23 protein-coding genes and 1 pseudogene are annotated in these 25,578 nt (G+C 71.8%); 13 read left to right on the top strand and 11 right to left on the bottom strand.

All coding sequences use genetic code 11. The features are described 5' to 3' along the window. The first annotated feature begins 229 nt into the window (after positions 1-229). The gene (locus N4G70_RS09260; RefSeq protein ID WP_261712013.1) at positions 230-1,192 is read left to right on the top strand and encodes an SMP-30/gluconolactonase/LRE family protein; all 963 of its coding nucleotides are present in this window, start codon (positions 230-232) and stop codon (positions 1,190-1,192) included. Positions 1,193-1,277: 85 nt separating this feature from the next. Further along, the gene (locus N4G70_RS09255) at positions 1,278-1,682 is read left to right on the top strand and encodes a DUF4440 domain-containing protein (protein WP_261712012.1); all 405 of its coding nucleotides are present in this window, start codon (positions 1,278-1,280) and stop codon (positions 1,680-1,682) included. 21 nt (positions 1,683-1,703) lie between these two features. Here the strand turns inward: N4G70_RS09255 and N4G70_RS09250 are convergent, their stop codons facing one another. Continuing rightward, positions 1,704-3,032, bottom strand: a complete 1,329-nt coding sequence (locus tag N4G70_RS09250; protein ID WP_261712011.1) for a serine hydrolase — start codon at positions 3,030-3,032, stop codon at positions 1,704-1,706. Positions 3,033-3,273: 241 nt separating this feature from the next. Between N4G70_RS09250 and N4G70_RS09245 the strand changes: the two genes are divergently transcribed. Further along, the gene (locus tag N4G70_RS09245) at positions 3,274-3,453 is read left to right on the top strand and encodes a hypothetical protein (protein ID WP_261712010.1); all 180 of its coding nucleotides are present in this window, start codon (positions 3,274-3,276) and stop codon (positions 3,451-3,453) included. Positions 3,454-3,652: 199 nt separating this feature from the next. Here N4G70_RS09245 and N4G70_RS09240 read toward each other — a convergent pair whose 3' ends face one another. The 3 genes from N4G70_RS09240 to N4G70_RS09230 form a co-directional block, all read right to left on the bottom strand. Then, entirely contained in the window at positions 3,653-6,037 is a 2,385-nt protein-coding gene (locus N4G70_RS09240; protein ID WP_261712009.1) for an excinuclease ABC subunit UvrA, read from the bottom strand. A gap of 220 nt (positions 6,038-6,257) precedes the next feature. Then, on the bottom strand, positions 6,258-6,614 hold the full coding sequence (locus N4G70_RS09235; protein WP_261712008.1) for a VOC family protein: 357 nt from the start codon (positions 6,612-6,614) through the stop codon (positions 6,258-6,260). A gap of 341 nt (positions 6,615-6,955) precedes the next feature. After that, positions 6,956-7,150 (bottom strand): CsbD family protein, encoded by a 195-nt coding sequence (locus N4G70_RS09230; protein ID WP_261712007.1) that lies wholly within the window; start codon positions 7,148-7,150, stop codon positions 6,956-6,958. A gap of 142 nt (positions 7,151-7,292) precedes the next feature. Between N4G70_RS09230 and N4G70_RS09225 the strand changes: the two genes are divergently transcribed. Further along, on the top strand, positions 7,293-7,607 hold the full coding sequence (locus N4G70_RS09225; RefSeq protein WP_261712006.1) for a hypothetical protein: 315 nt from the start codon (positions 7,293-7,295) through the stop codon (positions 7,605-7,607). Positions 7,608-7,609: 2 nt separating this feature from the next. On the opposite strand, the gene N4G70_RS09220 is transcribed toward N4G70_RS09225, so the two are convergent. After that, positions 7,610-7,861 (bottom strand): DUF5133 domain-containing protein, encoded by a 252-nt coding sequence (locus N4G70_RS09220; RefSeq protein ID WP_261712005.1) that lies wholly within the window; start codon positions 7,859-7,861, stop codon positions 7,610-7,612. A gap of 269 nt (positions 7,862-8,130) precedes the next feature. On the opposite strand from N4G70_RS09220, the gene N4G70_RS09215 reads away from it, so the two are divergent. The 3 genes and pseudogenes from N4G70_RS09215 (at position 8,131) to N4G70_RS09205 (ending at position 10,341) form a co-directional block, all read left to right on the top strand. Continuing rightward, entirely contained in the window at positions 8,131-8,481 is a 351-nt protein-coding gene (locus N4G70_RS09215) for a PRC-barrel domain-containing protein (protein ID WP_261712004.1), read from the top strand. 209 nt (positions 8,482-8,690) lie between these two features. Next, positions 8,691-8,807: pseudogene (locus tag N4G70_RS37135) on the top strand (EamA family transporter); the annotation flags it as partial. Between the two features lie 211 nt (positions 8,808-9,018). After that, a complete protein-coding gene (locus N4G70_RS09205) occupies positions 9,019-10,341 on the top strand; it encodes an aldehyde dehydrogenase family protein (RefSeq protein WP_261712003.1) in 1,323 nt (440 codons plus the stop codon). Between the two features lie 217 nt (positions 10,342-10,558). Here N4G70_RS09205 and N4G70_RS09200 read toward each other — a convergent pair whose 3' ends face one another. After that, complete coding sequence (locus N4G70_RS09200) at positions 10,559-11,476, bottom strand: aminoglycoside phosphotransferase family protein (RefSeq protein ID WP_261712002.1); 918 nt, start codon at positions 11,474-11,476, stop codon at positions 10,559-10,561. Positions 11,477-11,803: 327 nt separating this feature from the next. Between N4G70_RS09200 and proP the strand changes: the two genes are divergently transcribed. From proP to N4G70_RS09170, 6 genes are all read left to right on the top strand, one after another. Beyond that, entirely contained in the window at positions 11,804-13,255 is a 1,452-nt protein-coding gene (gene proP, locus N4G70_RS09195; RefSeq protein ID WP_261712000.1) for a glycine betaine/L-proline transporter ProP, read from the top strand. Between the two features lie 450 nt (positions 13,256-13,705). Beyond that, positions 13,706-14,656, top strand: a complete 951-nt coding sequence (locus N4G70_RS09190; RefSeq protein ID WP_261711999.1) for an SDR family NAD(P)-dependent oxidoreductase — start codon at positions 13,706-13,708, stop codon at positions 14,654-14,656. A 161-nt stretch (positions 14,657-14,817) separates the two neighbouring features. Then, a complete protein-coding gene (locus tag N4G70_RS09185) occupies positions 14,818-15,735 on the top strand; it encodes a glutaminase (protein WP_399034698.1) in 918 nt (305 codons plus the stop codon). Between the two features lie 186 nt (positions 15,736-15,921). Beyond that, positions 15,922-16,350 carry a tautomerase family protein gene (locus tag N4G70_RS09180; RefSeq protein ID WP_261711997.1) on the top strand — a complete coding sequence of 143 codons (429 nt, stop codon included), beginning with the start codon at positions 15,922-15,924 and terminating at the stop codon, positions 16,348-16,350. 107 nt (positions 16,351-16,457) lie between these two features. Continuing rightward, a complete protein-coding gene (locus tag N4G70_RS09175) occupies positions 16,458-17,882 on the top strand; it encodes an amidase (RefSeq protein ID WP_261711996.1) in 1,425 nt (474 codons plus the stop codon). 132 nt (positions 17,883-18,014) lie between these two features. After that, the gene (locus N4G70_RS09170) at positions 18,015-19,409 is read left to right on the top strand and encodes a hypothetical protein (protein ID WP_261711995.1); all 1,395 of its coding nucleotides are present in this window, start codon (positions 18,015-18,017) and stop codon (positions 19,407-19,409) included. Between the two features lie 119 nt (positions 19,410-19,528). On the opposite strand, the gene N4G70_RS09165 is transcribed toward N4G70_RS09170, so the two are convergent. The 5 genes from N4G70_RS09165 to N4G70_RS09145 form a co-directional block, all read right to left on the bottom strand. Beyond that, positions 19,529-20,437, bottom strand: a complete 909-nt coding sequence (locus tag N4G70_RS09165; RefSeq protein WP_261711994.1) for a trans-aconitate 2-methyltransferase — start codon at positions 20,435-20,437, stop codon at positions 19,529-19,531. A gap of 139 nt (positions 20,438-20,576) precedes the next feature. Further along, positions 20,577-20,909 (bottom strand): YkvA family protein, encoded by a 333-nt coding sequence (locus N4G70_RS09160; protein ID WP_261711993.1) that lies wholly within the window; start codon positions 20,907-20,909, stop codon positions 20,577-20,579. 33 nt (positions 20,910-20,942) lie between these two features. Next, positions 20,943-21,416: an Asp23/Gls24 family envelope stress response protein gene (locus N4G70_RS09155; RefSeq protein ID WP_261711992.1), complete on the bottom strand. Its 474-nt coding sequence runs from the start codon at positions 21,414-21,416 to the stop codon at positions 20,943-20,945. Between the two features lie 222 nt (positions 21,417-21,638). Further along, complete coding sequence (locus N4G70_RS09150; protein ID WP_261711991.1) at positions 21,639-23,282, bottom strand: ABC transporter substrate-binding protein; 1,644 nt, start codon at positions 23,280-23,282, stop codon at positions 21,639-21,641. A 55-nt stretch (positions 23,283-23,337) separates the two neighbouring features. After that, positions 23,338-25,464, bottom strand: a complete 2,127-nt coding sequence (locus tag N4G70_RS09145) for an ATP-binding protein (protein WP_261711990.1) — start codon at positions 25,462-25,464, stop codon at positions 23,338-23,340. Between the last annotated feature and the right edge of the window lie 114 nt (positions 25,465-25,578).

Here is a 25,578-nt window from a genome sequence, read left to right as displayed (position 1 = left end):
GCATCCACGCGTCAAGGCTCAGCGTGTGTGCCGACTGCCCGGGCCGCAGCCGTGAAGTGTGGCGCGGCCGCCGCCCCGGCTCCGCCCCAGTGACATCACCCACACGCGAGCACCCCGGCAAGTCGGCCGAACTCCCCGCGCCCTGCCCCCTGTTGACGCACAATCTACGGAGCCGGAAGATCCCGGAGCCCGCAGTGTCGCCCAACACCCCAGGCAGGGAAGGGACTTGATGAGGCCGCCGAACACGCCCCGCACCGCGATACGAGGCTCTCGCCGCAGCCTCCTGTTCGCAGCCGCGCTCGCCACGGCCGCGGCCCTGCTCACTCCGGCCCCCGCCCACGCGGCTCCCACGTGCGAGACCAACGCGGTGGGCGAACCCGTCCAAGTGGCACGTGTGCCGGACTGGGCCGAGTCGATCGTCGTCGACCAGCGGGGCCGCATGTTCGCCACCGCCTACTTCTCCGGCCGCGTCTACCGCATCGACGCCCCCGGCAGCGCTCCCGTGGCGCTCACCACGAACGTCGGAGCCAACGGCGGTATCGTCGTCCGCCCGGACGGGCAGCTCCTGGTCGGTACCGGGAACGACCTCGGCCACTCACTCACCGGTGACCTCCTCCCGGTCTCCAAGCTCCTCCTGGTGGACCCCGACTCCGGCCACGTCAGCACCTACGCGTCGGGGCTCGGCGGCATCGACGGTGTGGCTCTCGCCCCCGACGGCACCGTCTACACCACCACCGTGGGCGGCCGGCACATAGGCCGCGTGACGCCGGACGGCCGGGTCGATCCCGCGTGGGCCCAGCTCCCCATGCCCAATGGCATCGCCGTCTCCCCCGACGGCGGCCAGGTCTATGTCATCCAGACCACCCCGGCGCCCACCCTCTACCGGATCCCGGCCGACGACCCGGCGCACCCCCAACGCTGGATCTCCACCGGCCTCTCCGACGCCCTGGGCCTTCCCGACGGACTCACCCTGGACAGCCAGGGGCGCCCCTTGATCGCCACCCACGCCGCCGGCCAGATCTGGCGGGCCGAGCGCGGAGGCCTGTGTTCCGTGCAGTCGGGCATGTACCTCTCCACACAGATCACCTACGGACACGGCGACCGCGGATTCTCGGCGGGCAGGCTCTACCGGTCCGGTGTCGACGGAAAGATCTACGAGGTTCCGGCGGGGGCGGACCCCGCCGGGCGGTGACCACGCCGCACCCTGGACAATCTCCGCACAGCCACAGCGAGTTCCAGGACGACGTGAGAGGCGACCACCCGTGGAAGGCGTACCCGTGACCGAGGCCAAAGCCGAGATCGACAAGCTGATGCGCGCCTTCCTCGGGGCGTTCACCAATACCGGCGGCGGTCGGCCGAACCTGGACGTCGTCCGCGAGGTGTTCGTACCCCAAGGGATGATCATCAACAACTCCGGCGACGAACCGGTCGTCTACGACCTCGACGCCTTCATCACGCCCCGGAAGAAGATCCTCACCGATGGCACGCTCACGGAGTTCTCCGAGTGGGAAGTCCACGAGCGGACCGAGGTCTATGGTGCGGTCGCCCATCGCTTCAGCGAGTACGCCAAGTCGGGCATCCGCGACGGCCGGCGGTTCGAGGGCGTCGGCCGCAAGACCACCCAGTTCATCCGCACCCCCGCGGGCTGGCGGATGAGCTCGATGGCCTGGGACGACGAGTAGGGGCTCGGCCGCGAGGGCCGGTCACATGCGCGCGTCCTCGACGGCCGGAACGAAGGGGATGTGTCCCCTGCCCTCGATGGACGGGGTACGCGTGCCGGCGGACGGGTCTCGTCGCGTGGAGGCCGGCCCGCAGAACGCGGGCTCAAGGGCGTCCATCAAACCTTGGGTGACGGCGCCGTTGTTGGAGGCGTTGGCGAAGACGACCACCGTACGGCGCCCGTCCGGCGTGGCGAACGCCTGCGACTGGAAGCCCTGGACGATCCCGCCGTGCCCCAGCACCGTGCCGCAGGACAAAAGGATCCGCCGCAGCCCGAGCCCGTAGGCGACGTGGGGCACGCCCGTGGGCAGGGCCAGGGTCATCTGCCGCAGCGAGTCGTCGGAGATCAGCCCTCCGGCGCTCCCCGCGAGCAGCGCGGTCAGGAAGCGGTCGAGGTCGCGGGCCGAGGACACGATGCCTCCCGCGCTCCAGATCCAGGAACCGGTCTGCTCGGTCGAGTCGAGCAGTGGCTCGCGCGGGTCGTCGTGGGTCAGATACCCGCTGACGTGCCGCCCCACGATCCGCTTCGCGGGCACGGTGAAGGACGTCCGGCGCAGCCCCAGCGGCGCGAAGATCTGCTCGCGCAGCAGCTCGGCATAGGGCCGGCCGGTGAGGTGCTCGGCGGCCAGACCCATCAGGACGAAGCCCGTGTTGGTGTAGGCGTAGGCGCTTCCCGGCGGGAATTGCAGTCCGTGTCTCACCGAGAGGGACACCAGGGCGCGGGGATCGTAGACGGTATCGCGGATCCGGGCCTCGAAGGCGGCCGTGGTCTCCTCGCCGTTCTGCTCCAGCAGATCGTTGACGTGGTCGTACACCCCGGCGCGGTGCCCAAGTACCTGTCGGGCGGTGATCGGCCAGCTCGCCGGAATCGTCCCGGGCGGCAGATAGTCGCGAAGCGGCTTGTCGAGGTCGAGGCGGCCCTGTTCGGCGAGGCGCAGCACCAGGACCGAGGTGAACATTTTGGTGTTGCTGCCGACCCTGAACCGGGCGCCGGCCCACATGGGTGTGCCGTCCAGGTCCGCCCTGCCCACGGCGAGCGACCCTCCGAGCTCGGGGTGGTCGTGATCCCGGACCACCGCGAACGCGCCGGGCGCCCCCGAGCCCATGACACGGGTGAGCGCGGCGCGCACCTCGGGGAGGCTGGGGACAGGACCGCTCCGGCCCTGCTGGACGGTCGGGCCGAAGGCGTTCACCGCGCTCGCCCTGTCTCCCGCACGTCCCGTGCTGCCCGCCATCGCGTCGGCCGCGGTGCCTGCCACCAGTGCCAGGGCCGTCGCGAGCGTGACCGCCGAACGCGCGAGCTCCGTTCTCATCACGGGCGACGTCCTTCTGTGCTTGCTCGATGTCCCGCTGGGGCACGGCGGTCGCGACCCGGCCGGGGGCGCGCGGCCGAGAGCGTACAGCCGCGCCGGGCTTCTCCCCCGACAAGGCGCGGCCCTCGGCGTTTCGGTGGCGGTTGCGAACCCGTCGCCGTACGCGCCCCCGGGCATGGCGCCGCGATTCGAGGGCAGAAGCACCGTACAGACGACGGTTCGGAAAGGGGAGGCTGCTGCCATGTCGGTGATTGGGCGTTTTCCCGCAGGCGGCCCGCGCGGTTCTTGGCCGGCCGAGGAGCTCGCGGCTCAGCTCAGGAGGCGTGGCCGGCCGGCCACGGTGGTGATGGACCTCGAAAGCGACGCGTTTTTGGTGATCGAGCGGCGTCACGAGGAAGCGGCGTACAGCCAAGCGGCGTGACTGGGCAGGCGGGGTGGCCCCACCGGGTTACCGGGCCGCTCCCCCGGTCATTGTCCCGGGGAAGCGGCGCGCCATACGCCCTTCAACTCGCCTGTCCAGCGCACCTGTTGATGCCATGCGTATCGCGAACATCTCGCACATCGCGAACCCCGGCGACTGGGCGACGCAAGACGGAACGTGAACTCGTTCGTCGGGCTCGTCAGGCGCCGACGTACTTCGCGAGGTGCTCGCCCGTCAGGGTGGAGCGGGCGGCGACCAGTTGTGCGGGGGTGCCCTCGAAGACGACCGTGCCGCCGTCGTGACCGGCGCCCGGGCCGAGGTCGATGATCCAGTCCGCGTGGGCCATGACGGCCTGATGGTGCTCCACGACGATGACGGACTTGCCGGAGTCCACCAACCGGTCGAGCAGGCCCAGGAGTTGCTCGACGTCGGCGAGGTGCAGTCCGGCCGTCGGCTCGTCGAGGACGTACACCCCGCCCTTCTCCCCCATGTGCGTGGCCAGCTTGAGTCGCTGGCGCTCGCCGCCGGAGAGAGTGGTGAGCGGCTGGCCGAGGCTGAGGTAGCCGAGGCCCACGTCGGTGAGCCGGGTCAGGATGCGGTGTGCGGCGGGTGTCGCCCCCTCGCCCGCGCCGAAGAATTCCGCGGCCTCCGTCACCGACATGGCGAGCACTTCACTGATGTCGCGGCCCGCGAAGTGGTAGTCGAGCACCGAGGCCTCGAACCGCTTGCCGTCGCACTCCTCACAGGTGGTGGCGACCCCGGCCATCATCGCCAGGTCGGTGTAGATGACTCCCGCGCCGTTGCACGTGGGGCAGGCGCCCTCGGAGTTGGGGCTGAACAGCGCCGGCTTCACCGCGTTGGCCTTGGCGAACGCCTTGCGGATCGGGTCGAGCAGCCCGGTGTAGGTGGCGGGGTTGCTCCGCCGTGAGCCGCGGATCGCGCTCTGGTCGACCGATACGACACCCTCGCCCGCCGGGATGGATCCGTGCACCAGCGAGCTCTTCCCGGACCCGGCGACACCGGTGACGACGGTGAGCACGCCCAGCGGAACGTCGACGTCCACGTTCCGCAGGTTGTGGGCGGCGGCGCCACGGATCTCCAGCGTGCCGCTGGGGCGGCGCACCTCGTCCTTGACGGCGGCGCGGTCGTCGAAGTGGCGGCCGGTGATGGTGCCGCTGGTGCGCAGCCCCTCGACGGTCCCTTCGAAGCAGACCGTGCCGCCTCCCGTGCCCGCGCCGGGGCCCAGGTCGACGACGTGGTCGGCGATCACGATCGTCTCCGGCTTGTGTTCCACGACGAGCACCGTGTTGCCCTTGTCGCGCAGCCGCAGCAGCAGGTCGTTCATGCGCTGGATGTCATGGGGGTGCAGCCCGATGGTGGGCTCGTCGAAGACGTACGTCACATCGGTGAGTGACGAGCCGAGGTGGCGGATCATCTTGACCCGCTGGGCCTCGCCGCCCGACAGCGTGCCCGACGGCCGGTCCAGGGAGAGGTAGCCGAGGCCGATCTCCACGAACGAGTCGAGGGTTTCCACCAGCGTCGCCAGGAGCGGCGCCACCGAGGGCTCCTTCAGGGCGCGGACCCATTCGGCCAGGTCCCTGATCTCCATGGCGCACAGGTCCGCGATGTTCATCCGCTTGATCTTCGAGGAGCGTGCGCCCTCGTTGAGCCGGGTGCCGTCGCAGTCGGGGCAGGTGGTGAAGGTGACCGCGCGTTCCACGAAGGCCCGGATGTGCGGCTGCATCGAGTCGGTGTCCTTGGACAACATCGACTTCTGGACGCGCGGGATCAGCCCCTCGTACGTCATGTTGATGCCCGCGATCTTCATCCGGGTGGGCTCGCGGTACAGCAGGTCCTGGAGTTCCTTCTTGGTGAACTTGGCGATCGGCTTGTCCGGGTCGAAGAAGCCCGACTCGATGTAGAGCCGCGAGTTCCAGCCGCCGCCGGTGTAGCCGGGGATCATGAACGCGCCCTCGTTGAGCGACTTCCCGGCATCGTAGAGCTGCGTCAGATCGATGTCGGTGACCGAGCCCCGGCCCTCGCAGCGAGGACACATGCCGCCGGTGATGCTGAAGCTGCGTCTCTCCTTCACCTCCTGCCCGGCGCGCCGCACGGTGACCGCGCCGGCGCCGCTGATGGAAGCGACGTTGAAGGAGAACGCCTTGGGCGAGCCGATGTGCGGCTTGCCGAGCCTGCTGAAGAGGATGCGCAGCATGGCGTTGGCGTCGGTGACGGTGCCGACCGTGGAGCGCGGGTCGCCGCCCATCCGCTGCTGGTCAACGGTGATCACGGTGGTCAGGCCGTCGAGCACGTCGACCTCGGGGCGCGCGAGCGTCGGCATGAAGCCCTGCACGAAGGCGCTGTACGTCTCGTTGATGAGCCGTTGCGACTCCGCGGCGACCGTGTTGAACACCAGCGAGCTCTTGCCCGAACCGGAGACGCCGGTGAACACCGTCAGGCGGCGCTTCGGGATCTCGATGCTGACGTCCTTGAGGTTGTTCACGCGTGCCCCGTGCACGCGGATCATGTCGTGGCTGTCTGCGGCGTGGGGCGCGGGCGGCTGCGTGTCCGTCCTCTTGGCCATGCTGATCGCGTTCTCCATCTGTAGGGCGGCGGCCACATGAGCGGCCCCCGCCGGTATGGCCCGGCTTGGCTGTGGTGCACGTGTCGGCTGTGCGCGGTACGTACGGTTCTACTTCGTCGGGCGGGCCACGGCAACGGTCCGCCGTGCGCTCATCGGGGCGGCCGGCGGGACGGGATGCCCCGCCGTCCGACGCGAGGCCCGTTGGCTCCGGGCGCGCTGGTCAGCCCTGGATCAGCCCGAGGACGTTCCCGTCGGGGTCGGTGAACGTGGCCACCAGTCGGCCACCGCCGACATCACGCGTCGGCTCCTTGACCTTGGCGCCCGCGGCGATCACCTCGGCGAGCTTCGCCTCGATGTCGGGCACGTGCCAGTGGGCGACGGGCGAGGTCATGCCCTGCTCGGCGCCGTTCGGCACGAGGCCGATCTGCTGGCCCCCGGTCTCGTAGCCGACGTAGTACGGCTCGTCGGTGGTGGGCGCGACGCCGAGCAGCGCGCTGTACACCGCCTTGGCCGCCGCCAGGTCGGACACCGGGTGCAGCACGGTCTTGATTCCCTGGGTGGAAGAGCCGGTGGTCATGGTCGCTCCTGAAGTCGTGGGTCGCATCGTCACGGTCGGTCCGGTCGTGCGTCACCTCGGCGTCGAGTGCTGACGTGACGCGGGGTGCCGGGCCGGTGGACCGAGGTGTTGATCACGCTAGTTCCGCGCTGCCGACCGCGCTTCTCCGTTCCTGATCGGTTGGCGGTGACGGGGCCGCCCCGGGGTGCGAGCCAGGCGCACGCCGGCCGGGCGACGCGGGGCCCGGGCGCACGACGAAGCCCCCGGCCGGGGGCCCGGGGGCACGGCAAAGCCCCCGTCTGGGGGCCCGGGCGCACGACGAAGCCCCCGGCCGGAGACGGCCGGGGGCTTGTGAACACCGCTCAGATGTCGTCGCGCTTGTCTGTCAGCGAGTCCCTGGTTCCTTCAGCACGCTTCTTCATGTTCTCCATGGCGTCCTTGGCCTTGCCCTTTGCCTGGTCGGTCTTGCCCTCGGCGGCCATCCGGTCGTTGCCGGTGGCCTTGCCCGCGGCTTCCTTGGCCTTGCCCTTGATCTTGTCCATGGCGCTGTCGCCCACGGCGAACTCCTACCGATCGGGATCACTGACGATCCCAAGCTAGGACATACACCAACAATCCGCTCGACGAGCAGGCGTCCGTCCGACCGGACGGGTGGCCCCGGCGGAGGGTGACGGTCCGGTGGCGCGGGATGATGGGCCCATGAGCCTTCCCGATGCCATCACCGCCACCCTCGCCGCCCGCGACAAGGTCGACTTCGAGCAGGACTTCGCGCGCACCCGCCAGATCATGACGTTCGTCCACGCCACGGACGGGGCGGAGGCGGTCGAACTCGCCATGTTCGAGGGCCCGTTGCCCATCCCCGTCGTCGGGCAGACCGTCACCCTGTGGATCACGGGCCACCCCCTGGTCGTCCAGCGCGTGGAGACCCACTACGGGCTCGGCGGCGCCGACACCCACCCCAAGCGCGAGCAGGTGGCCTCCGTCATCGTGTTCGTGTCCCCCCGAACCGCCTGACCCTACAGGGCCGGTTGGCCCCCGGTTTCCGCCGCTTCCCGGGCGCGGGCCAGATAGCGCTCGGCCGCTTCCACCGCCGCGGCCATCGAACGCTCCCCCATCAGGACGCACAGCGTGTACGCGGCATCGTCCCGGGCCTGAAGGGCCCCCGAGTCCAGCGGCGACCGGACGGCCCTCCTCTCCCTGCTGCGCAGCAGGGAGAGGAGGGCGTGGACGACGTACCAGTGGGGCGACAGCATCGTGTGCTCCGGCATCGGACGAAGGGCAGGGAGGCGGTGGCGCGCGACGCCGCTCCGAGCGGCCCCGCGTCACCCTCGGCCGGCGGCCCGGCCCTGACCGCGCCCCGTCGTGACCCACACCCCCACCATTCGCACCCCGAAGCATCACTCTGCGTCACACGGCGGCCGGGCCGAGGTGCGGCGGCCGGGTCGTCGGCGTACGTTCACCGCAATCGAGGAGCGGCACGGCCGCAGGAGCAGAGAGACCGGAGAGCCGCAGGAACAGCGAGACCGGAGAGGCAGCTGTGAACGACGACATCTGGGACTACCACCCAACTGCCGGGTATCGGGCGGGAGTTGAGCTCGTCGGCTACCGGGTGGAAGCCACCGACGGTCATATCGGCAAGATCGACGACCACTCCGAGACCGTCGGCGCCGCCTATCTCGTGGTCGACACCGGAGTCTGGATCTTCGGCAAGCGGGTGCTGCTGCCCGTCGGAACCATCACACGCATCGACACCGCCGAGCGGACGGTCCAGGTCGGCCGGACCAAGGAGGAGATCCGCAACGCTCCCGAGTACGACCCGGCCGAGCATGCCGCGGAACCCTCGTATCTGGAGCGGTTCGCCCGGTACTACGGCCAGCCCCGCATGTAGGTGTCACCGGAGGGCGCGCCTGCGGCGGCCTCCCGCTGCTCAGACATCGCGGGGTGCGAGCACCTGGCGCGCGAGGGCCGGCAGGTCGGGGATGGCCGGGCGCCCCGGGCCCTCGCGCCGGGCCAGGACCACGGGGCGCGATGACGTGCGCGCCGCACCTCCTGCTCAACTCCCGTGCGGGCGCCCGTTTTCCGCGCCTGGACGAGCCGGCGATCGCGATGGCCGTCGCCGCGCCGGCGGGGTACCTCGTCCTGCACCAAGGTCTCTCGGCGGCGCAGTGCGTGGCCATCGCGATGGTGGTCGCGGCGAGCGTGGGGGCGGTCCGTCCGGGCAGCCGCTGCGCCCCGATGCCGTTCGGTGCCGAGCGCCGTGGCAGGCCAGCCACTCCCCACCTCGCACCCCGTTCCGGACTCGTCACGAGAAGTAGTGGTGGCGATATTGGAATGATTGGCCGATCTCAATGGTTGGTATATGCATCAACCTTTCGGAGAGACCCGCGGCCCCCACCGCCGGGTCGGCACTGATCAGCGAGGCACTGTGAACGACCACACCCCCGAGCAGCCCGCCGAGATCGTCGCGCGGCTGCGCGCCACCTTCCGCTCCGGGCGCACCCAGCCCATCGAGTGGCGTACCACGCAGCTGCGCCGACTCCGCGAGATGCTCACGACGCACGGTGCCGAGCTCGCGGAGGCCCTCCACTCCGACCTCGGCAAGAGTTCCACCGAGGCCTTCCGCACCGAGATCGACTTCACCGTGCGCGAGATCGACCACACCCTGGAGCACCTCGCCGAGTGGCTGCGCCCCGAGCCCGCCCCGGTTCCGGCGCACCTCGGCGCGGACGCGACGGCGCACACCCAGTACGACCCGCTGGGCGTCGTCCTGGTCATCGCCCCCTGGAACTATCCGGTCCAGCTTCTCCTGACGCCGATGCTGGGCGCGCTGGCCGCGGGCAACACCGTGGTGGTCAAGCCCAGTGAGCTGGCACCGGCGACCTCCGCCGCGCTGGCCCGGTTGCTGCCGCGCCACCTCGACACCGCCGCCGTCGCCGTGGTGGAAGGCGCCGTGCCCGAGACCACCGCGCTCCTGGCGGAACGCTTCGACCACATCTTCTACACGGGCAACGGCACGGTCGGCCGGATCGTGATGCGGGCCGCCGCCGAGCACCTCACTCCGGTCACCCTCGAACTGGGCGGAAAGTCCCCGGCGTTCGTGGACCGCGGGGCCGACCTGTCCGTGGTCGCCGACCGGCTCGCGCGCGGCAAGTTCCTCAACGCCGGGCAGACCTGTGTCGCGCCGGACTACGTCCTCACCGACCCGGAGACCGCCCGCGCCCTGGAGCCCGAGTTCGTCCGCGCCGTGGAGCAGCTCTTCGGTGCCGAGCCGCGCGAGGCGCGCGAGTACGGGCGGATCGTCAACGAGCGCCACTTCGACCGGCTCAGCTCGCTGCTCGACTCCGGCCGGACCGTGACCGGTGGCGGCACCGACCGGGCCGCCAAGTACATCGCGCCGACCGTCCTGGCCGACGTCGACCCCGCGTCACCCGTCATGCGCGAGGAGATCTTCGGGCCGATCCTGCCCATCGTCACGGTGGCGGACCTGGACGAGGCCATCGGGTTCATCAACGACCGCGACAAGCCGCTCGCCCTGTACGCCTTCACCGAGTCGGACGGCACCCGCGCGCGCCTGGCCGCGGAGACGTCGTCCGGGGGCCTGGGCTTCGGTCTGCCGCTCGCCCATCTGACCGTCTCCGACCTGCCGTTCGGCGGGGTCGGCGAGAGCGGGATGGGCAACTACCACGGCCGCTACTCCATCGAGACGTTCAGCCACCGCAAGGCGGTCCTTGAGAAGCCGCTCGGCTGAGACCGCCCTGCGGCGCGGGGGAACCCGCTGGGCCGGCCTTTCCCCGAGGCCGGGGGGGGAAGCCGCTGGACCGACCTCGCCCCAGGCCGAGGGGAAGCTCCCACCTCCCCGAGGCCGGGGGTAGCCGCTCGCCGGGCCCCCCTCGACGCGCCCCGGCCAGGTCGCCACCTGGCCGGGCATCGGCGCATCCGCACCGCCAATTCGGCTGCTGCGTAAGCTACTTGGCGACCTGAACCCGCACCTCTCGCAACACCTCTCCGATCACATGGCGGGCGTTGCGCGCCATCGAGGGGTTGGTGGTCCGGTAGTAGGGCAGCGCGATCAGGGCCTGGGAGAGTGTGCGGGCGCGGCCTCGGCGCCACATCGCGTCGTCCACGCCGAGCGCCTCGCGGAAGACCTGCCGCCCGTCGGCCGGGAGCAGGTTCCACGCGGGAAACAGGTCGCACGCGGGATCGCCGACGCCCGCGCACCCGAAGTCGATCACCGCCGCGAGCCGGCCCCGCTCCACCAGGAGGTTGCCCGGCATGAGGTCGGCGTGCAGCCATACCGGCGGGCCGTCCCAGTCGGGCTCGCGCAGCGCGTCCTGCCATACGGCTTCCGCCGCGTCGCAGTCGACCCCCTCCTCGGGGATGTCGCGCAGCAGCCGGATGGCGTGGCGGGTCTCCTCGTCGAGGGTGCCAAGTGGCCCACCCCGGTGGGCAGTTGGCGCCCCGGGCAGGGTGACGCTCCCCATCGCCTTCACAAACCCGGCCAGGTCCTCGGCCAGCGCGAGGGGCTCCCGCAACGCTCCCGCTTCCGGGTTCTCGCCGTTCCGCCACCGGTACACCGACCACGGCCACGGGTACCCCTGGGCGGGCCGCCCGAAGCCGAGCACCTCGGGGATGGGCGTGGGCAGCAGAGGCGCGAGGCGCGGCAGCCACTCCTGCTCCATCAGCACATCACCGGCTCCGCCCGCCACCAGAGGCAGCCGTACGACCAGATCGTCGCCGAGGCGGTACATGGCGTTGACCGTGCCACCGGAGGCGAACCGCTCCACCGCACGGCCCGCCCACCGCGGGAACTGCCCGGCGATCAGCCGCCTCACGAGGTCGTCGCTCATGGGGTGTTCATCGGGGTGCATCCGTGTCGCGCTCATGGCCGCCATCCCAGCGCCCGGCCCCACCAAGGTCAAACCGTTTTGCGACGCACCCCGCCCGGGCCGCCTCAAGCGACTCCTCCGCCGGGCCGGGAGCACCTCCCGGTTCGGCATCGCGCTCTCGGCCACCCCGTTTGGGATCAGCGGAAGCGGCCAGACGTACCTCTGTCGGAAAACGCGATCAACGCAGGTGGAGGCGATTTTCATGGGGCGCGGCGCCATGGCCGTCCGGGAAGCGGGCTCGGCGGAGGACGCCGTCGGCGGGTGAGCCGTCCGGCGACAGTCCGACCCGCCACCCCTGCAGTTGCCGAACGAGAGAGACGTTGCGTGCTGAGCACCGAAGATCATCAACCAGAGGCAGTCACCCGGCACCGTTCCCTGTTCCGGGCGATTCATCGCAGGCGCAACCCCGCGCTGCGCCGCTCGGACATCACCGTCACCGACGAGGCCGCCGTCAAGCGCGCGGTCAAGGCCACGGCGCTGGGCAATGCCATGGAGTGGTTCGACTTCGGCGTCTACTCCTATCTCGCCGTCATCATCGGCAAGGTCTTCTTCTCCGGCGCCGGTGACACCATGCAGGTCATCGCGTCGCTGGCGACGTTCGCCGCCGCCTTCCTGGTCCGGCCCCTGGGCGGCATGTTCTTCGGGCCGCTCGGTGACCGGGTCGGACGGAAGAAGATCCTCGCCCTCACCATGATCATGATGGCCGCGGCGACGCTGGCGATCGGCCTGATCCCCAGTTACGCGACCATCGGCGTCTGGGCGCCCGTCCTGCTGATCCTGTGCCGCATGGTCCAGGGCTTCTCGACCGGCGGCGAGTACGGGGGCGCCGCCACGTTCATCGCGGAGTACGCACCGGACAAGCGCCGGGGGTTCTGGGGTTCCTTCCTGGAGTTCGGCACGCTGATCGGCTACACCGTGGCCGCGTCCCTGGTGACCGCGCTCACCGTGCTGCTCAGCGATGACGCGATGCAGCAGTGGGGCTGGCGGATTCCGTTCCTGGTGGCCGGGCCGCTCGGCGTCGTCGGCCTGTATCTGCGGCTGAAGCTCGACGAGTCCCCCGCCTTCAAGAAGCTGGAGGAAGCGGGGCCTTCCGCCGTCGAGCACGAGAAGCTGCCGCTCAAGCGCATCCTCTTCGGCAACGGACGGGCGATGCTGTTGTGCCTGGCGTTGGTGGCCGCGTTCAACATCTGCGACTACATGCTGCTCTCGTACATGCCGACCTACCTCTCCACGCTTGGCTTCGACGAGACCGCCGGCCTGATGTCCATCGTGGCCGTGATGATCGTGCTGATGGCAATCATCAACTCGGTGGGCCGGCTCTCGGACCGGGTCGGCCGCAAGCCGGTCCTGATCGGTGGCTCGCTCGGCTTCATCGTGCTCGCGGTGCCCTGCTTCCTGCTCATCAAGCAGGGCGGCACGGCCGCGGTCTTCACCGGGCTGCTCCTGCTGGGTCTCGCCCTGGTCTGCTACATGGGCACCATGTCCTCGGCGCTGCCCGCCCTGTTCCCGACGGCGATCCGCTACGGCTCGCTCTCCATCGGGTTCAACATCTCGGTGTCGCTGTTCGGCGGTACGACGCCGCTCGTGGTCCAGGGCCTGATCGGCGCGACCGGCAACGACCTGATGCCCGCCTTCTACACGATGCTGGCCGGTCTTGTCGGCCTGGTGGCCGCGCTCGCCATGAAGGAGACCGCCCGCAAGCCGCTGGAGGGTTCGCCGCCGTCGGTCGCCACCGACGAGGAGGCGGCGGAACTCGTCGCCGCGCAGCGCGCCTGAGACGCCCCGGCTCCGCAAGGTGCGGAGCGGATCGCGCGAGGGGGCTTCCCGCCGGGGAAGCCCCCTCGTTCGTGTCATGCGCCGCGTCCGCTGCGTGCCGACCCGAGGTGCGGCTCGGAGGCGTGGTTCGCGAACAGGGGGCGCCCGAGATCAAGGTCGGCCATGGGTAGTGAATTAAGCCAGTGTGCTGCTTACACCACTGCCGGGATCGCTCCCGGCCGCCGGGCCGAACCCGGTCCTCTGGCACCGAAGTACCCATGTCCCGCGCACCGGGCGCCCCCTGGCCGCAACCGTACCCATCACCGGGACCGGGCGGCACCCGAATATGGCGTGTCGGGACTCTGTCGGTGGTGATCGCGACGTGTCGGCGGAATGTCGGCGGAGGTTGCGACTTTGGACGGGCCGGTGCTCCCCGTGAGCACACTGCCCCAGCGCAAGGAGCCTGTCATCGTGTCTTCCGCACCCCAGAACCGCTCGTGGGACGTCCACCGGCTCCCGTCGGCCGAGGGCAGGGCCTTCCTGGTCACCGGGGGCAACGCCGGAATCGGCTACTTCGTCGCGGAGCAGCTCGCCGCCACCGGCGCCGTCGTGGTGCTGGGCAGCCGGGACGCCGCGAAGGCCGACGCGGCCATGGCCTCGATCCGCTCCCGCGCCGCCGGGGCCGACCTGCGCCACCTCCACCTGGACCTCGCCGATCCCTCGTCCCTGAAGACCGCCGCGGACCGGCTCGACCTCGATCACCTCGACGCCGTGGTCCACAACGCCGGGATCGCGCTCGACGACCCGCCGCGCCGCGAGACCAAGGACGGCCACGAGCTGATGTTCGCCACCAATCACCTCGGCCACTTCGCCCTCACCCAGCACCTGGCCCCGCTGCTCTCGGCGGCACCGGCGGCCCGCGTCGTGACGGTGGGCAGCTTCGCGGCGCGTTCCGAGCGGTTGGACCTGAACGATCTGCACGCGCACGAGGACTACCGGCCCAAGCGCACCTACGGGCGGTCGAAGCTGGCGCAGATGTCCTTCGGTTTCGCACTCGACCGGCATCTGCGCGCCCTGGGCAGCCCGGTGCTCAGCGTGGTGGCCCACCCCGGCGGCGCCCTGGACTCCCTCACCCCGTCCCGGCCGCCCATCCACCTGACCACTCCCGGCGAGCGGCTGCGCGCCCTGCCCGCCGGGCTCATGGTGCAGGGCAAGGACGCCGGTGCCTGGCCCATCGTGCGGGCCGTCCTCGACCCGGAAGTGCGGGGAGGCCAGTTGTGGGGACCGAGGGTCTTCGGCCTACGGGGGACCCCACGGCTCGAACCCGTCCCGGCCCACATGGCCGATCCCCGTGTCGCCGCCGGGCTGTGGGCCGCCAGCTGTGAACTGACCGGCACCGATCCGCGCCTCGGCTTCGCGTAACCGCCGCTCGCGCCCTCGCCACGGCCCGATCCCCCGCTCCACGCCCCCACTGCCGACCGAAAGACCGCCCCCCACCTGGGCGGCCGCGTAGGAACGTCTGCCGTCGGGGCCGTAGGGTGGTGGGGTCGTGCAGTGCCGCAGAAAGCCGGAGCGAGTTGAGCGTGTCCACGTCCTTCCAGTCGGTCCTGGACCGCATCGCCACCGAGATCGCCGCCACCCCCGGCCGCGGCCGCCCGGCCGATTACATCCCCGTCCTGGCCTCGGCCGACCCCCGGCGGTTCGGAATGGCCGTCGCCGAACTCGACGGCACCGTCTACGGGGTGGGCGACTGGCAGCACCCGTTCTCCACCCAGTCCATCACCAAGGTCTTCACCCTCGCCCTGTGCCTCTCCCGGGAGGGCGAGGAGCTCTGGGAGCACGTCGGGCGCGAGCCCTCCGGAAACCCCTTCAACTCGCTGGTGCAGCTGGAGTACGAGGCGGGGATCCCGCGCAACCCGTTCATCAACGCGGGCGCGCTCGTGGTCACCGATCGCCTCCAGACCCTGACCGGCGACGCGGCCGGGACCCTGCGCACGTTCCTTCGCACCGAGTCCGGCAACGACCGCCTCGACTTCAACGAGCAGGTCGCCACCTCCGAGGCCGCCCACAGCGATCGCAACGCCGCACTCGCCCATTTCATGGCGTCCTACGGCAACATCGGCAACCCGGTGCCGGACCTCCTGGACCAGTACATCCGCCAGTGCTCCCTCGAAGCGTCCTGCGCCGACCTGGCGCGCGCCGCCGGTTTCCTGGCCCGGCACGGCATACTCGCCGACGGTTCGTCCCTCCTCACCCGCAGCAGGGCCAAGCAGATCAACGCGGTCATGCTCACCTGCGGCACCTATGACGCGGCCGGCGACTTCGCCCACCGTGTGGGGCTGCCCGGCAAGAGCGGCGTCGGCGGCGGCATCATCGCCGTCGTGCCCGGCCGCTGCACCCTGTGCGTCTGGAGCCCGGGCCTGGACGAGCGCGGCAACTCGGTGGCGGGGGTGGCGGCACTGGACCGCTTCACGACGTTGACGGGCCTGTCGGTTTTCTGACGCTACGTCAAAGCGCTGGCTGGACACAGGAGTTGGGCGTCGAGCAAGGGCATCCCGCCCAGGGCCAGAGATCCCCATGACCCCACTGTACCTACTAGTATGTACAGTGATGTCACCACCCGAGAAGGCGGAGTGCACCGCGCACCCCAGCCCGCTCGGCCGACGACCGGAGAGAGGAACCCCTTAATGCCGTTTGTCCGCATCGACGCCCTCGGCGCCGACGGCGAGCGTCTCGACGCCCTTGGCCATGCCGTGCACGACTCCCTCGTCGAGACCCTCGACATCCCGCCCGACGACCGGTTCCAGGTTCTCGTCGGCCACGACGGGACCGGTGGCACGCTGCGGTACGGCGACTACCTCGGGATCCCGCGCGACGACGGCATCGTGTACGTGGCGATCACCTTGCGCGCCGGGCGGACCCCGGAACGGAAGCGGGCGCTCTACCGGCGGATCGCCGAACTGGCCCACGCCTACGCGGGTACCGAGCCGCGCAACGTGTTCATCGCGCTCACCGAGAACAGCTCGATCGACTGGTCATTGGGCCATGGCACCGCGCAGTACTCCCCCGCCCCGGCGATCTCCCCGGACTCCGCTTCCGGCCGGCCTCCGGCATGAGGAAGCCGGCGGCCCCGGTCGGGGCAGATCGCACTGTCGACAGGGCGCGCACGACCGTACACAGTGGCCTCCTCAGTCTTCGTGACCCAGCCAACCGAGGAGCCATCGTGAGCAAGTGGGCAGGCCGGACCGCCGTCGAGTTGGCCGAGGCGGTGCGCCGCAAGGAGGCCACGCCACGGGAAGTGGTGGCCGACCATCTGGCCCGGATCGCCGAAGTGAACGGCCGCGTCGGCGCGTTCCGCGTGGTGCGCGCCGCCGCGCTGGCCGAGGCGGACGAGGTCGGGGCACGACCCGATCTGGCCCAACTGCCGCTCGCGGGCGTGCCGGTGGCCATCAAGGACAATCTGCCGGTACGCGGCGAGAGCACCCGCAACGGTTCCGCGGCCACCTCCACCGTCCCGGCCGCCGAGGACCATGTCACGGTGGCCAGGCTCAGGGCGGCGGGCGCGGTGGTGGTGGGGCTCACCCACGTACCGGAGCTGTGTGTCTTCGGCACCACGGACGGGGTGCACGGCATCGCCCGCAACCCCTGGGATCCGACCCGTACGGCGGGCGGCTCGTCCGGGGGCAGCGCGGCGGCCGTCGCGGCGGGCCTGGTGCCGATCGCGCTCGGCAACGACGGCATGGGCTCCCTGCGCATTCCCGCCGCGCACTGCGGGCTCATCGGGCTCAAGCCGGGCACGGGCCGGATACCCGTCGAACTCGGCGGAGGCTGGTTCGGGATGTCGGAGCACGGGCCGCTGGCGACGACCGCCGCCGACGCGCGCCTGATGTTCTCGGTGCTCGCGGGCGAACCGGCCGGGGACCTGGCCGGGGACCTGGCCGGGGACGGGTCCGGCGGACAGGAGGACGAGGGCGCCCCCTCGCCGGGACGCCGGAGCGGCCGGCTCACCATCGCGTTCTCGACGCGCAGCCCGATCGCGGGGGTCCGCGTCGGTGCCGCCTACGCCGCGCTCGCCCGGCGGGCCGCTCGCACGCTCTCCGGGGCGGGCCATCGCGTGGCGACCGCCCATCCGCCCTACCCGCTGTCCTTCGGCGCGGTGATCCTGGCCCGCTGGACCGGGGGCGTCGCGCAGGACGCCCGCGGTCTCGATCCGCGCCTGCTGGCGCCCCGCACCCGGCGCCACGCGCGGATCGGGCGACTGGCCGGACGGCTCGGCATGTTCCGCACGGACCACCGCGCGGCGCTGAACGAGCGGCTCGACCCGTTCTTCGAGGAGTACGACGTGCTGCTCACCCCGGCGCTCGCCCGTCCGGGGCCGGCGGCCGGCGCGTGGCACGAGCGCGGCTGGTCGGCCAACGTGCTGGCCAACACCGCCTGCTCGCCGATGACCCCGCCCTGGAACCTCTCCGGCCGGCCCGCCCTCGCGATGCCGTTCGGGACGCTGCCCTCGGGCCTGCCCGGTTCCGTGCAGCTCGTCGGGCGGCCCGGTTCGGAGCATCAACTGCTCGATCTGGCAGCCCAGTTGGAGGCCCTGCATCCGTGGCGGCGCACGGCACCCCTGGAGGCCACGGGCACCCCGCGTGAGTGAAGCTTCAACAGCCTTGTGGAGCAGGCGAGTTGGCAGGGTACGAAGATGACCGGGGGCTCGGGCCCATGGCATGATCATCTTTACGTTACCTGTCGGTAGCGGCCACTCCCCCAACTCGAAGGTCACACCTACGTGCGCACGCTCACCAGACGCCTCCTGCTCCCCGGCCTGACCGCACTCGCGCTGGCCGGCACGGGCTGTTCCGCGCCGCCGCCCACCGCGGCGGCCGGGCCGGGAAGCGCGGCCACCCCCTCGTCGGCGGCGGACGGGACCCAGCAGCTCGAAGTGAACGCCGCGCCGCAGGGCTCGCCGGCCCCGACACCGCTGGCCCGTACGCGCAGCGGCGCGGGGCAGCCGGAGAAGTCCTCGCTGAAGGTCGCCTCCTACGACAGGGCGAGCGGGCGCGCCGTCATAGCCGCGGCCCCCCAGGGTCACACCGCCACGCCGAGCCACTCTCCCGCGCCCGGCAAGCCCGTCGCCGTCGGCGACGTCATCGCCAGCGCGCCCGCGCCGGGCGCCCCCGACGGGCTGCTCGCCAAGGTCACCGAGGTCGTCGGCAGGACCGACCGCGGCACCGAGGTCAAGACCGCCCCCACGACGCTGGCCTCCGTCCTCAAGGACGACAAGGCCGACGGCAAGGTGGCGGTCGACCCCGCCTCGGTGAGCGTCGTGCCCCTGATGAAGGGCGTCACCATCTCGTGGGCCAAGAGCCAGGGCGTGCGGTTCGGGCCGCAGGGCGCGAAGCTGCCGCTGGGGGATCTGCGCCTCGATGTGAACGCCGCGGTGGACACCGCCAAGGACGCCCCCGCCTCGGCGGCGGCCTCGGTCTCCGGCTTCGTCCAGCTCGCCCCCCAGGTGCAGTTCTCCTACGACGGCGGCAAGGACGGCGGGCACGGCCCCGGTTCCGCCTTCCTCGGCATGAGCGGTGACTGGTCCTCGCGGTGGGCGCTCAAGGGCCGCGCCGCCGCGAGCACGGGGGCACCGCGCCGGATCCCGTTCGCCAAGCTGCACAGCGCCCCGGTCATCCAGGTGGGGCCGGTGCCCGTAGTCGTCAATCTCGACCTGACCTGTTACGTGCAGGTGGAGGCCGACGGTCAGGTCACCCTCGACGTCCAGCAGGACGTGAAGGGCGACTTCCGGGTCGGCGGCAGCTACACGGCGGGCAAGGGCTGGGCCCCGGTCAGCGCGTCGGCCGTGCACAGCACGCCGGTGGACGCGAAGGTATCGGCGGCCGGAAAGGTCAAGGGCGCGCTCGGCGCCGAGGCCTCGGTCGGCCTGTACGGGGCCGTCGGCGTCACCGCGGACTTCGCCCCCTATCTGCGCGGGGAGGCCTCGGCCGAGGCGGCCGCGTCCAGCACCGGCACGGCATCGGCGAGCGCGTCCTGGGCGGTGTACGGCGGCTTCGACCTCAATGGCCGACTCGACTTCCACCTCTCGGTGTTCGGCACACCGGTGATCGAGCACCGCATTCCCCTGGGCTCCCTGCACCGCGAGTGGGACCTCGCCAAGGGCCACGTCCAGCGCTAGCCGTGCGTCCAGGGCGGGGGTCGGGCGGTGGGCGTCCGCACATTACTGAGTGACGCCCACCCGGCGCGACGGACCCAACTACCTTGATGTGAGCAGGAGTTGGGACCCGGGCGCGGCCGTCAAGCGGGGCGTACGCCCGTGTGGACCGTGGTGGCCGAGAGCAGGAAGGCGTCGGGCCGGTGCAGGATGCCGTCCGGCGCGTCGGAGTCGAGCAGCAGGTCGAGGGTCTTGACGTCGTCGGCGTCCAGGGACTCGCCCATCATCTCGCGCAGGCGGGTGAGCTGGGCGTGCAGGAAGGTGCGGGCCGGCCCGCCGAGCGGTGCGGGCAGGTCGAGCAGGAACGTGAAGCTGTGGACCCGGGTGAGGCCGGCGCGGCGCAGCATCGCGGGCCAGTCCTCGACCACGGTGGTGCTGCCGGGCAGCTCGGCCCGCATGATCTCGAACCAGTGCTCCTGGGCGGCGTCGAGCCGGGCCTGTAGCCCCGGCCTTCCGGTGCCGATGTCGCGCGGCAGGAAGCGCGGGGGCAGACCGCCCTCCGCGACGGCGAGCAGGCCCCCCGGGTTCAGCAGCCGGGCCAGCGCGTCCAGCACTCCCTGCTGGTCGCCGACGTGGTGCACGGCCTTGCTGCTCCAGATCAGGTCCGCCGTGCCGAGCCCGTCGTCCAGGCCCTCGGGCAGTTCCGCGTGCCGGACGCCGACCCGGGCGCCGACGCCGAGCCGCTCGGCACGGCCCCGGGTGTGCTCCAGGAGCGCGGGCGCCCCGTCCACCGCCACCACTTCGGCGTCCGCGAACGTCTCGGCGAGTACCGAGGTCATGACCCCCGGCCCGCTGCCGATGTCGAGGACGCGCCGGGCCCTCCGGTCGGGGCCGAGCAGTTCGCTCAGCCGGGCCGCCGTCGGGCCCAGGACGGGGAGATGGAGTTCACCGCTGTTCTCCAGGTGGGCCGCCATGGCCTCCCAGTCGAGGTCGCCGTGCTGGTGACCGTGGCCGTGCTGGTGGGCGGGGGCGGAATCGTTGTGTGGGGTCATAGGCAGGAGCGTGCGCCCGCCGGACGGTGGTGGCAACTTTCGTTGCCGGTTCCGGGACGGCGGGTTTGCGCCGGGCCGGTCCGGGGAGCCGGGAGCGCACCCGCGCCCGCCCTGTTCGGCGGCTGGATGCGCGTGGCGCTCACCACGTCCGGCTGCCGCGCTGCGGAGCCGTCTCCACGGCGAGCTTCTCCTCGCTGGTTCCGGCGCGGGCCGCCGCCATGTGCAGGGTGCGCAGGGCGAGCAGGAGCACGCCGATGTCGTCCAGGTAGATCGGGTCCGGCAGGAGGTCGATCGGGCTGATGACATAGAGCAGCGCGCCCCACCACGCGGCCTTGTGGGTCAGGGGGATGCCGGCGTCCTGGAGGAGCTTGCGGGCCCGTACCAGGCGGATGGTCAGGACGACCGCCACCACGGCCGTCGCCAGGAGGGCGATGGCCCCGAGGACCAGGCCGACCTTTACTTCGGTGCTCATCGAGCCGCCTTCCGTCGCGCTGTCGCGGCGATGCTACTGAAGCCGGGTTCCGGAAGCCTCGGGCTCGCTCTCCTCCGGCAGGTGAACGTCGCTGACGGCGATGTTCACCTCGACGACCTCCAGCTCCGTCATGCGCTCCACGGCCCCGATGACGTTCATCCTGATCTCCGCGGCCACCTCGGGGATGCTCACCCCGTACTCCACCACGACCTCCAGGTCGATGGCGGTCTGGCGCTCGCCGACCTCGACCTTGACCCCGCGCGTGACCGAGGCGCGGCCCGGCCGTATCGCGCCGAGCGTCCGGGCGAGACCACTGCCCAGGGACTCGACTCCGGGCACCTCGCGGGCCGCCATCCCCGCGATCTTCTCCACGACACCGCCGGCGATGCTGGTCCGGCCGCGGGTCGCGGGCGCCTCGCCCGCGCCGCTCCTGGCCGGCTCCAGGGTCGTGCTGTCCGCGTCCGCCCGGAACTCGTCCGACTCGGGCTTGTGCAGGGTTGCACTCATCTGCGTCCGGCCCTCGGGCGGCTGATGCGGGGGCCGGCTCGTGGGCGGCTGGCTCATCGGCCTCTGACTCGTCGGCTCCGTCATGCGAAGCCACCTCCTGGGGAGTGTCCGGCGGCCCGGACGGCCACCACCTCACTCTCCGGGTACCGTGCCACGGGCGGTTCATGCGGGCAGAGGGCCACCCACCCGCGACGGCCGCCGGGCCGCCGCGGGCCGGGCGGCTCAGCAACCGGGCGCGCCCTTCCCGCCGCGTTGCGGCAGGCTCAGGTTGGGGGCGCCGTCCGGCCAGGTCAGGGCCACCGTCTTGGCCGAGCCGTCGGCGCCGAGCTGCACCACGGGAGTGGGTTTGCCCGCGGGCGAGCCGTCGGCGCCGAACGACAGCCAGCCGCTGGCTCCGGGCAGCATCTGGGCGCAGTAGAACTGGTGCAGGATGCCGGTCTCCAGGCCCGGGTTCTTCAGGCCGACCGCATCGCGCCGGCCCGCGCTGATCGCCGCCACGGTCGCGTCATGGGTCAGCATCGCCTGGCCGCTCGCGAGGTCGACGGGGTCGAAAGCGAGGGACGCCACGTCCTGGTCGGTGGACAACGGCTGTCCGGTACAGGGGTCGGGGCGACCGGTGAAGGCGCTCCAGAACTGGTCGTAGTTGTGCTTGGCGTCCGAACCGGGGCACTCCTTGCCCCACTCGTCGGGGCTGGCCAGCGAGGTGTAGGCAACGGTGACCCGGCCGGAGGCGATGCCGCTCAGGACTGCCTTGTCGCGGATGGACTCCGAGGCGTCGTCGCCGGCCAGGATGTGCAGCTGCGCGATCCCGCAGGGCGGGCCCTGCACCCAGTTCTCCACGAACGCGCCCAGGTCGCGGCCCCGGCCCGCGAAGTAGACCACGGAAGGGGCGGCCTGGCACAGATTGGCGTGCATGAGATTGAACTGCTGCACCAGATAGGCCTGACGGCCCGATCCGGCGGGCAGATCGCTGGGCGAGGTGTACGGGAGCACGGTGACGGTGCGGCCCGGGGCCTTGAACTTGGTCTTGGCGGCCTCGGCGAGGGTCTGGGTGTAGTCGTCGCCGGTGACGCTGTCCGCGACGACGGCGAGGGAGGTCACCGCGGGCCGCAGGGTGGACACGTACTGGGTGGCCGCGATCACCGAGTCCGAGTTGGTCGGGGAGACCCGGAACATGTCGACGATCTGCTTCTTGCCCGTGGGGTCGGCGGGGTCGAGGTTCATCGAGTCGCCGGTCACCGTGGAGCCGATGATGGGGATGTGCAGCTGGGAGGAGATCGCCGCGGCGGCGCGGCGGGTCTGGTCGGTGGACTGGCCCAGGCCCACGACCGCCGAGATGTGCTCGCCGTTCGCCTGCGCCTTCAGCTGGGCCACCGTCTTCTCCCACGAGCCGTACTGGCTGCCCATGTTGGCGAGGTACAGCTTGACCGCGGGGGTACTGCCGTACGCGGCGGTGTGGTTGGCCCGCCACACGGCGGCGAGGGCGCCTTCGATGTTGGGGTAGAGCGATGCGTAGGTCAGGGTGTCCACGTCGGAGACGGGTGACAGGTCCAGCATCAGGACGATGCTCGTGTAGGGACCCTTCACCTCGTCGTTGGCCGACTTGACCATCTTCTCCAACTCCCGCATGCGGGTGGGTTCTTGGTCGGTGAAGGGCCCGCTGTCGATGTTCACTCCGGCGCAGGCGAGGGGTGTTCCCGTCGCGGTCATGCCGGTGCCGCAGGTCAGCGAGGGCGGGAAGAGGCGGTCGTAGCTCCAGCGCCCGCCGAAGACGAGGCCGGTCAGGATCACGAGCGCCGCGAGGGCCGTCAGCACGGGGTGGCGGCGCAGCCGGCCGAAGCGCGGGTTGCCTACAGCGGGTGGCATGGACACTCCTTGCGGTGCGATCGGCGGGCGCGGGGGTGCCGCGGCCGCCGTGGGGCTAGGCGAAGGCGGCCGCCGCCTGCTGGAGCGGACTGACGTCCAGCAGGCGGGAGTTGTGCGCGAGGCGGGTGAAGCATTCCTGTATCTCGCCGTCCCAGCGCCGGGTGTGCTCGGTCAGCGGGTCGTTGTACAGCCACAGCAGAGCGAGCAGCTTCGCGGTGGCCACCGCCAAGACCGTCTGCCCGCCGTCCTCCACCCCGTCGAGCAGAGTGGCGTACGCGTCCTGCGGCGCATGGTCGTACAGCAACCGGCAGGGCGCGGACGACAGGTAGTCGAGCAGGCGGATCCACGCCCGGTGGTCCTCGTCGAACCGGTCGGCGAGGGCGGCGGCGACCGGTGCGAAGCGTCCGAGGGCCAGGTCGTGGAAGAGCGCTCGCTCCACGGCCGCGCCGTCGCCGCCCGGCGCCGGCTCGTCGAGCGCGAGGAACTGGTCGGTGAACACCTCGTGCCAGGGCGCCGGTTCGGTGGGCCCCGCGGGCGGCGCGATGTTGAGGGCGGTGAGTGCGGAGCGGGCCAGCCAGGGGTGCAGCGTCGCGGGGACGTCGGCGTCGCCCCAGCCGATCCGGCGGATGCGGGAGGGGCGGTGGGTGAAGGTGCTCACCCACAGGTGGCGGCGCAGGAGTTCCAGGCCCCGGGGCAGCTCCGGGGAGAGCGCGGGCAGCCGCGGGTCGTGGGCCGTGCGCACATCGGCCAGATAGGCGGCGGCCAGCACGACCGCGGGGGTGGTGCTCCAGTGAGTGCCGGGCACGGGCAGTCCGTCGGGCAGGCCCTTCTCCAGGGCGTACGACCACAGGGGCGTGCCGTCCTCGTCGGCGGGGGCGACCATCGACACGGCGGGGCCGTGCGGGCCGGGGTGCGCCGCGAAGGGTCCGTCCAGGACGGCGGAGACGGCGCCCCGGTGGCCGCCGGTGAGGCGGTGGACGACGGAGGCGGGCAGCGGGCGGGCGGGGGACGGATCGGAGCGGTCCATCCGGTAGCCGACCTGCTCCTCGGTCATCGGGTCGAGCCACACCGGGTACCACCAGGCGGCGGCCTCACCGCGTTCGGCGCCGACGGCGGCGTCGTTCTCGGCGGCCCACAGCGTCCTGGTGGCACGGGTGAGCAGCGGGACCCGGCGCTGGGGCGTGCCGGGCCGCGGGGTCGGGCGCCAGGGCTCGCACCACCAGGACGTCCACTCGGACTGCCACTGCTCACAGGCGGACAGCACCAGGAGGGGGTCGGCCGCGCCCGTGCCGTCCGGGTCGGACCGCTGGTTGCGGGCGCGGGCGGCGGCGAGTTCGGTGAGGAAGCGGCGTCCTGCCGGGGTCTGCGCGCCGTCGGCCAGCAGCACCCAGGCGTGGTCGTGCCGGTCGCGGCGGCCACCGCGGGTGGGCAGGACGCAGGAGCACGCGGAGCGCAGCGGAGGATGGCGTTCGGCCTGGGCCTTGACGTCGGCGAGGAAGGCCGCCATCAGGTGGCCGACGGCGGCGGACCGGGAGGTGGAACTGAGCCGGATCAACGCGTCGATGGAGCGGGCGGACTCGGCCTCGGGCACGCTGATGTGCCAGCGCAGCGCGTCCCGTACGCCCCAGCGCGCCGCGCTCTGGAACAGCGAGCCGATGACGGGCTTCGCCTGCTCGCGGACGGCGGTGACCACCTCGCGCGCGGGCCCCGACACCAGCGGGCTCAGCACGCCCTGGGCGACGATGTCCATGGTGCCGGCCGCGACGTTGCCCAGACGGTCGGCGATTCTGCCGGGCGGGGTGCTGCGTACGTACTGCTTGATGAGCTCGCGTATCTGCTCGGCGGCCCGGCCGCGGTCCGCGTCCAGGTTCTCGTTGAGGGCCAGCAGGCCGAGCCCGAACCGGTGGAACACCGGGCCGTGGCGCAGGTTGTCCCAGCCGCGCATCATCTGGAACGCGGCCAGCGCGGCAGCGGAGACCGGGTCGACCGGGTTCTCCTCGAAGTCGAGCGCCGCATGGATCACGGTGCCGCCGCAGGCGCGCGACACCGCCTGCAACACGTCGGTCTTGCCCGACTGCCGGGGCCCCAACAGGGCCACGATCGGCTGCCGTTGACCTGGATACCGCCACAACATGTGCCGCAGGAACGCGTCCGCGCCCTCTGCCGCGTCAAGATCCCCCACCGCGACCCCCCAGCCCCCGGAACCGACACGCCAAAGGCGTACCTTCCGCATCGATTGACACGGAAGGTAACACCGGATGGACACGCCGCGACGGGTGTTCCGCACATCCGCTCG

The sequence above is a fragment of the Streptomyces sp. ASQP_92 genome, from assembly GCF_025399895.1.
Taxonomy (GTDB): Bacteria; Actinomycetota; Actinomycetes; order Streptomycetales; family Streptomycetaceae; genus Streptomyces.
This window is presented reverse-complemented; position numbering and strand designations above follow the sequence as displayed.

What these genes read in the sequence shown, in the direction of transcription:
- N4G70_RS09225 (WP_261712006.1), top strand. Translation starts at nt 7,293, where the DNA reads ATGAGCCTTCCCGATGCCATCACCGCCACCCTCGCCGCCCGCGACAAG.
- N4G70_RS09250 (WP_261712011.1), bottom strand. Translation starts at nt 3,032, where the DNA reads ATGAGAACGGAGCTCGCGCGTTCGGCGGTCACGCTCGCGACGGCCCTG.
- N4G70_RS09180 (WP_261711997.1), top strand. Translation starts at nt 15,922, where the DNA reads ATGCCGTTTGTCCGCATCGACGCCCTCGGCGCCGACGGCGAGCGTCTC.
- N4G70_RS09165 (WP_261711994.1), bottom strand. Translation starts at nt 20,437, where the DNA reads ATGACCCCACACAACGATTCCGCCCCCGCCCACCAGCACGGCCACGGT.
- N4G70_RS09235 (WP_261712008.1), bottom strand. Translation starts at nt 6,614, where the DNA reads ATGACCACCGGCTCTTCCACCCAGGGAATCAAGACCGTGCTGCACCCG.
- N4G70_RS09245 (WP_261712010.1), top strand. Translation starts at nt 3,274, where the DNA reads ATGTCGGTGATTGGGCGTTTTCCCGCAGGCGGCCCGCGCGGTTCTTGG.
- N4G70_RS09155 (WP_261711992.1), bottom strand. Translation starts at nt 21,416, where the DNA reads ATGAGTGCAACCCTGCACAAGCCCGAGTCGGACGAGTTCCGGGCGGAC.
- N4G70_RS09220 (WP_261712005.1), bottom strand. Translation starts at nt 7,861, where the DNA reads ATGCCGGAGCACACGATGCTGTCGCCCCACTGGTACGTCGTCCACGCC.
- N4G70_RS09160 (WP_261711993.1), bottom strand. Translation starts at nt 20,909, where the DNA reads ATGAGCACCGAAGTAAAGGTCGGCCTGGTCCTCGGGGCCATCGCCCTC.
- N4G70_RS09150 (WP_261711991.1), bottom strand. Translation starts at nt 23,282, where the DNA reads ATGCCACCCGCTGTAGGCAACCCGCGCTTCGGCCGGCTGCGCCGCCAC.
- N4G70_RS09240 (WP_261712009.1), bottom strand. Translation starts at nt 6,037, where the DNA reads ATGGCCAAGAGGACGGACACGCAGCCGCCCGCGCCCCACGCCGCAGAC.
- N4G70_RS09200 (WP_261712002.1), bottom strand. Translation starts at nt 11,476, where the DNA reads ATGAGCGCGACACGGATGCACCCCGATGAACACCCCATGAGCGACGAC.
- N4G70_RS09260 (WP_261712013.1), top strand. Translation starts at nt 230, where the DNA reads ATGAGGCCGCCGAACACGCCCCGCACCGCGATACGAGGCTCTCGCCGC.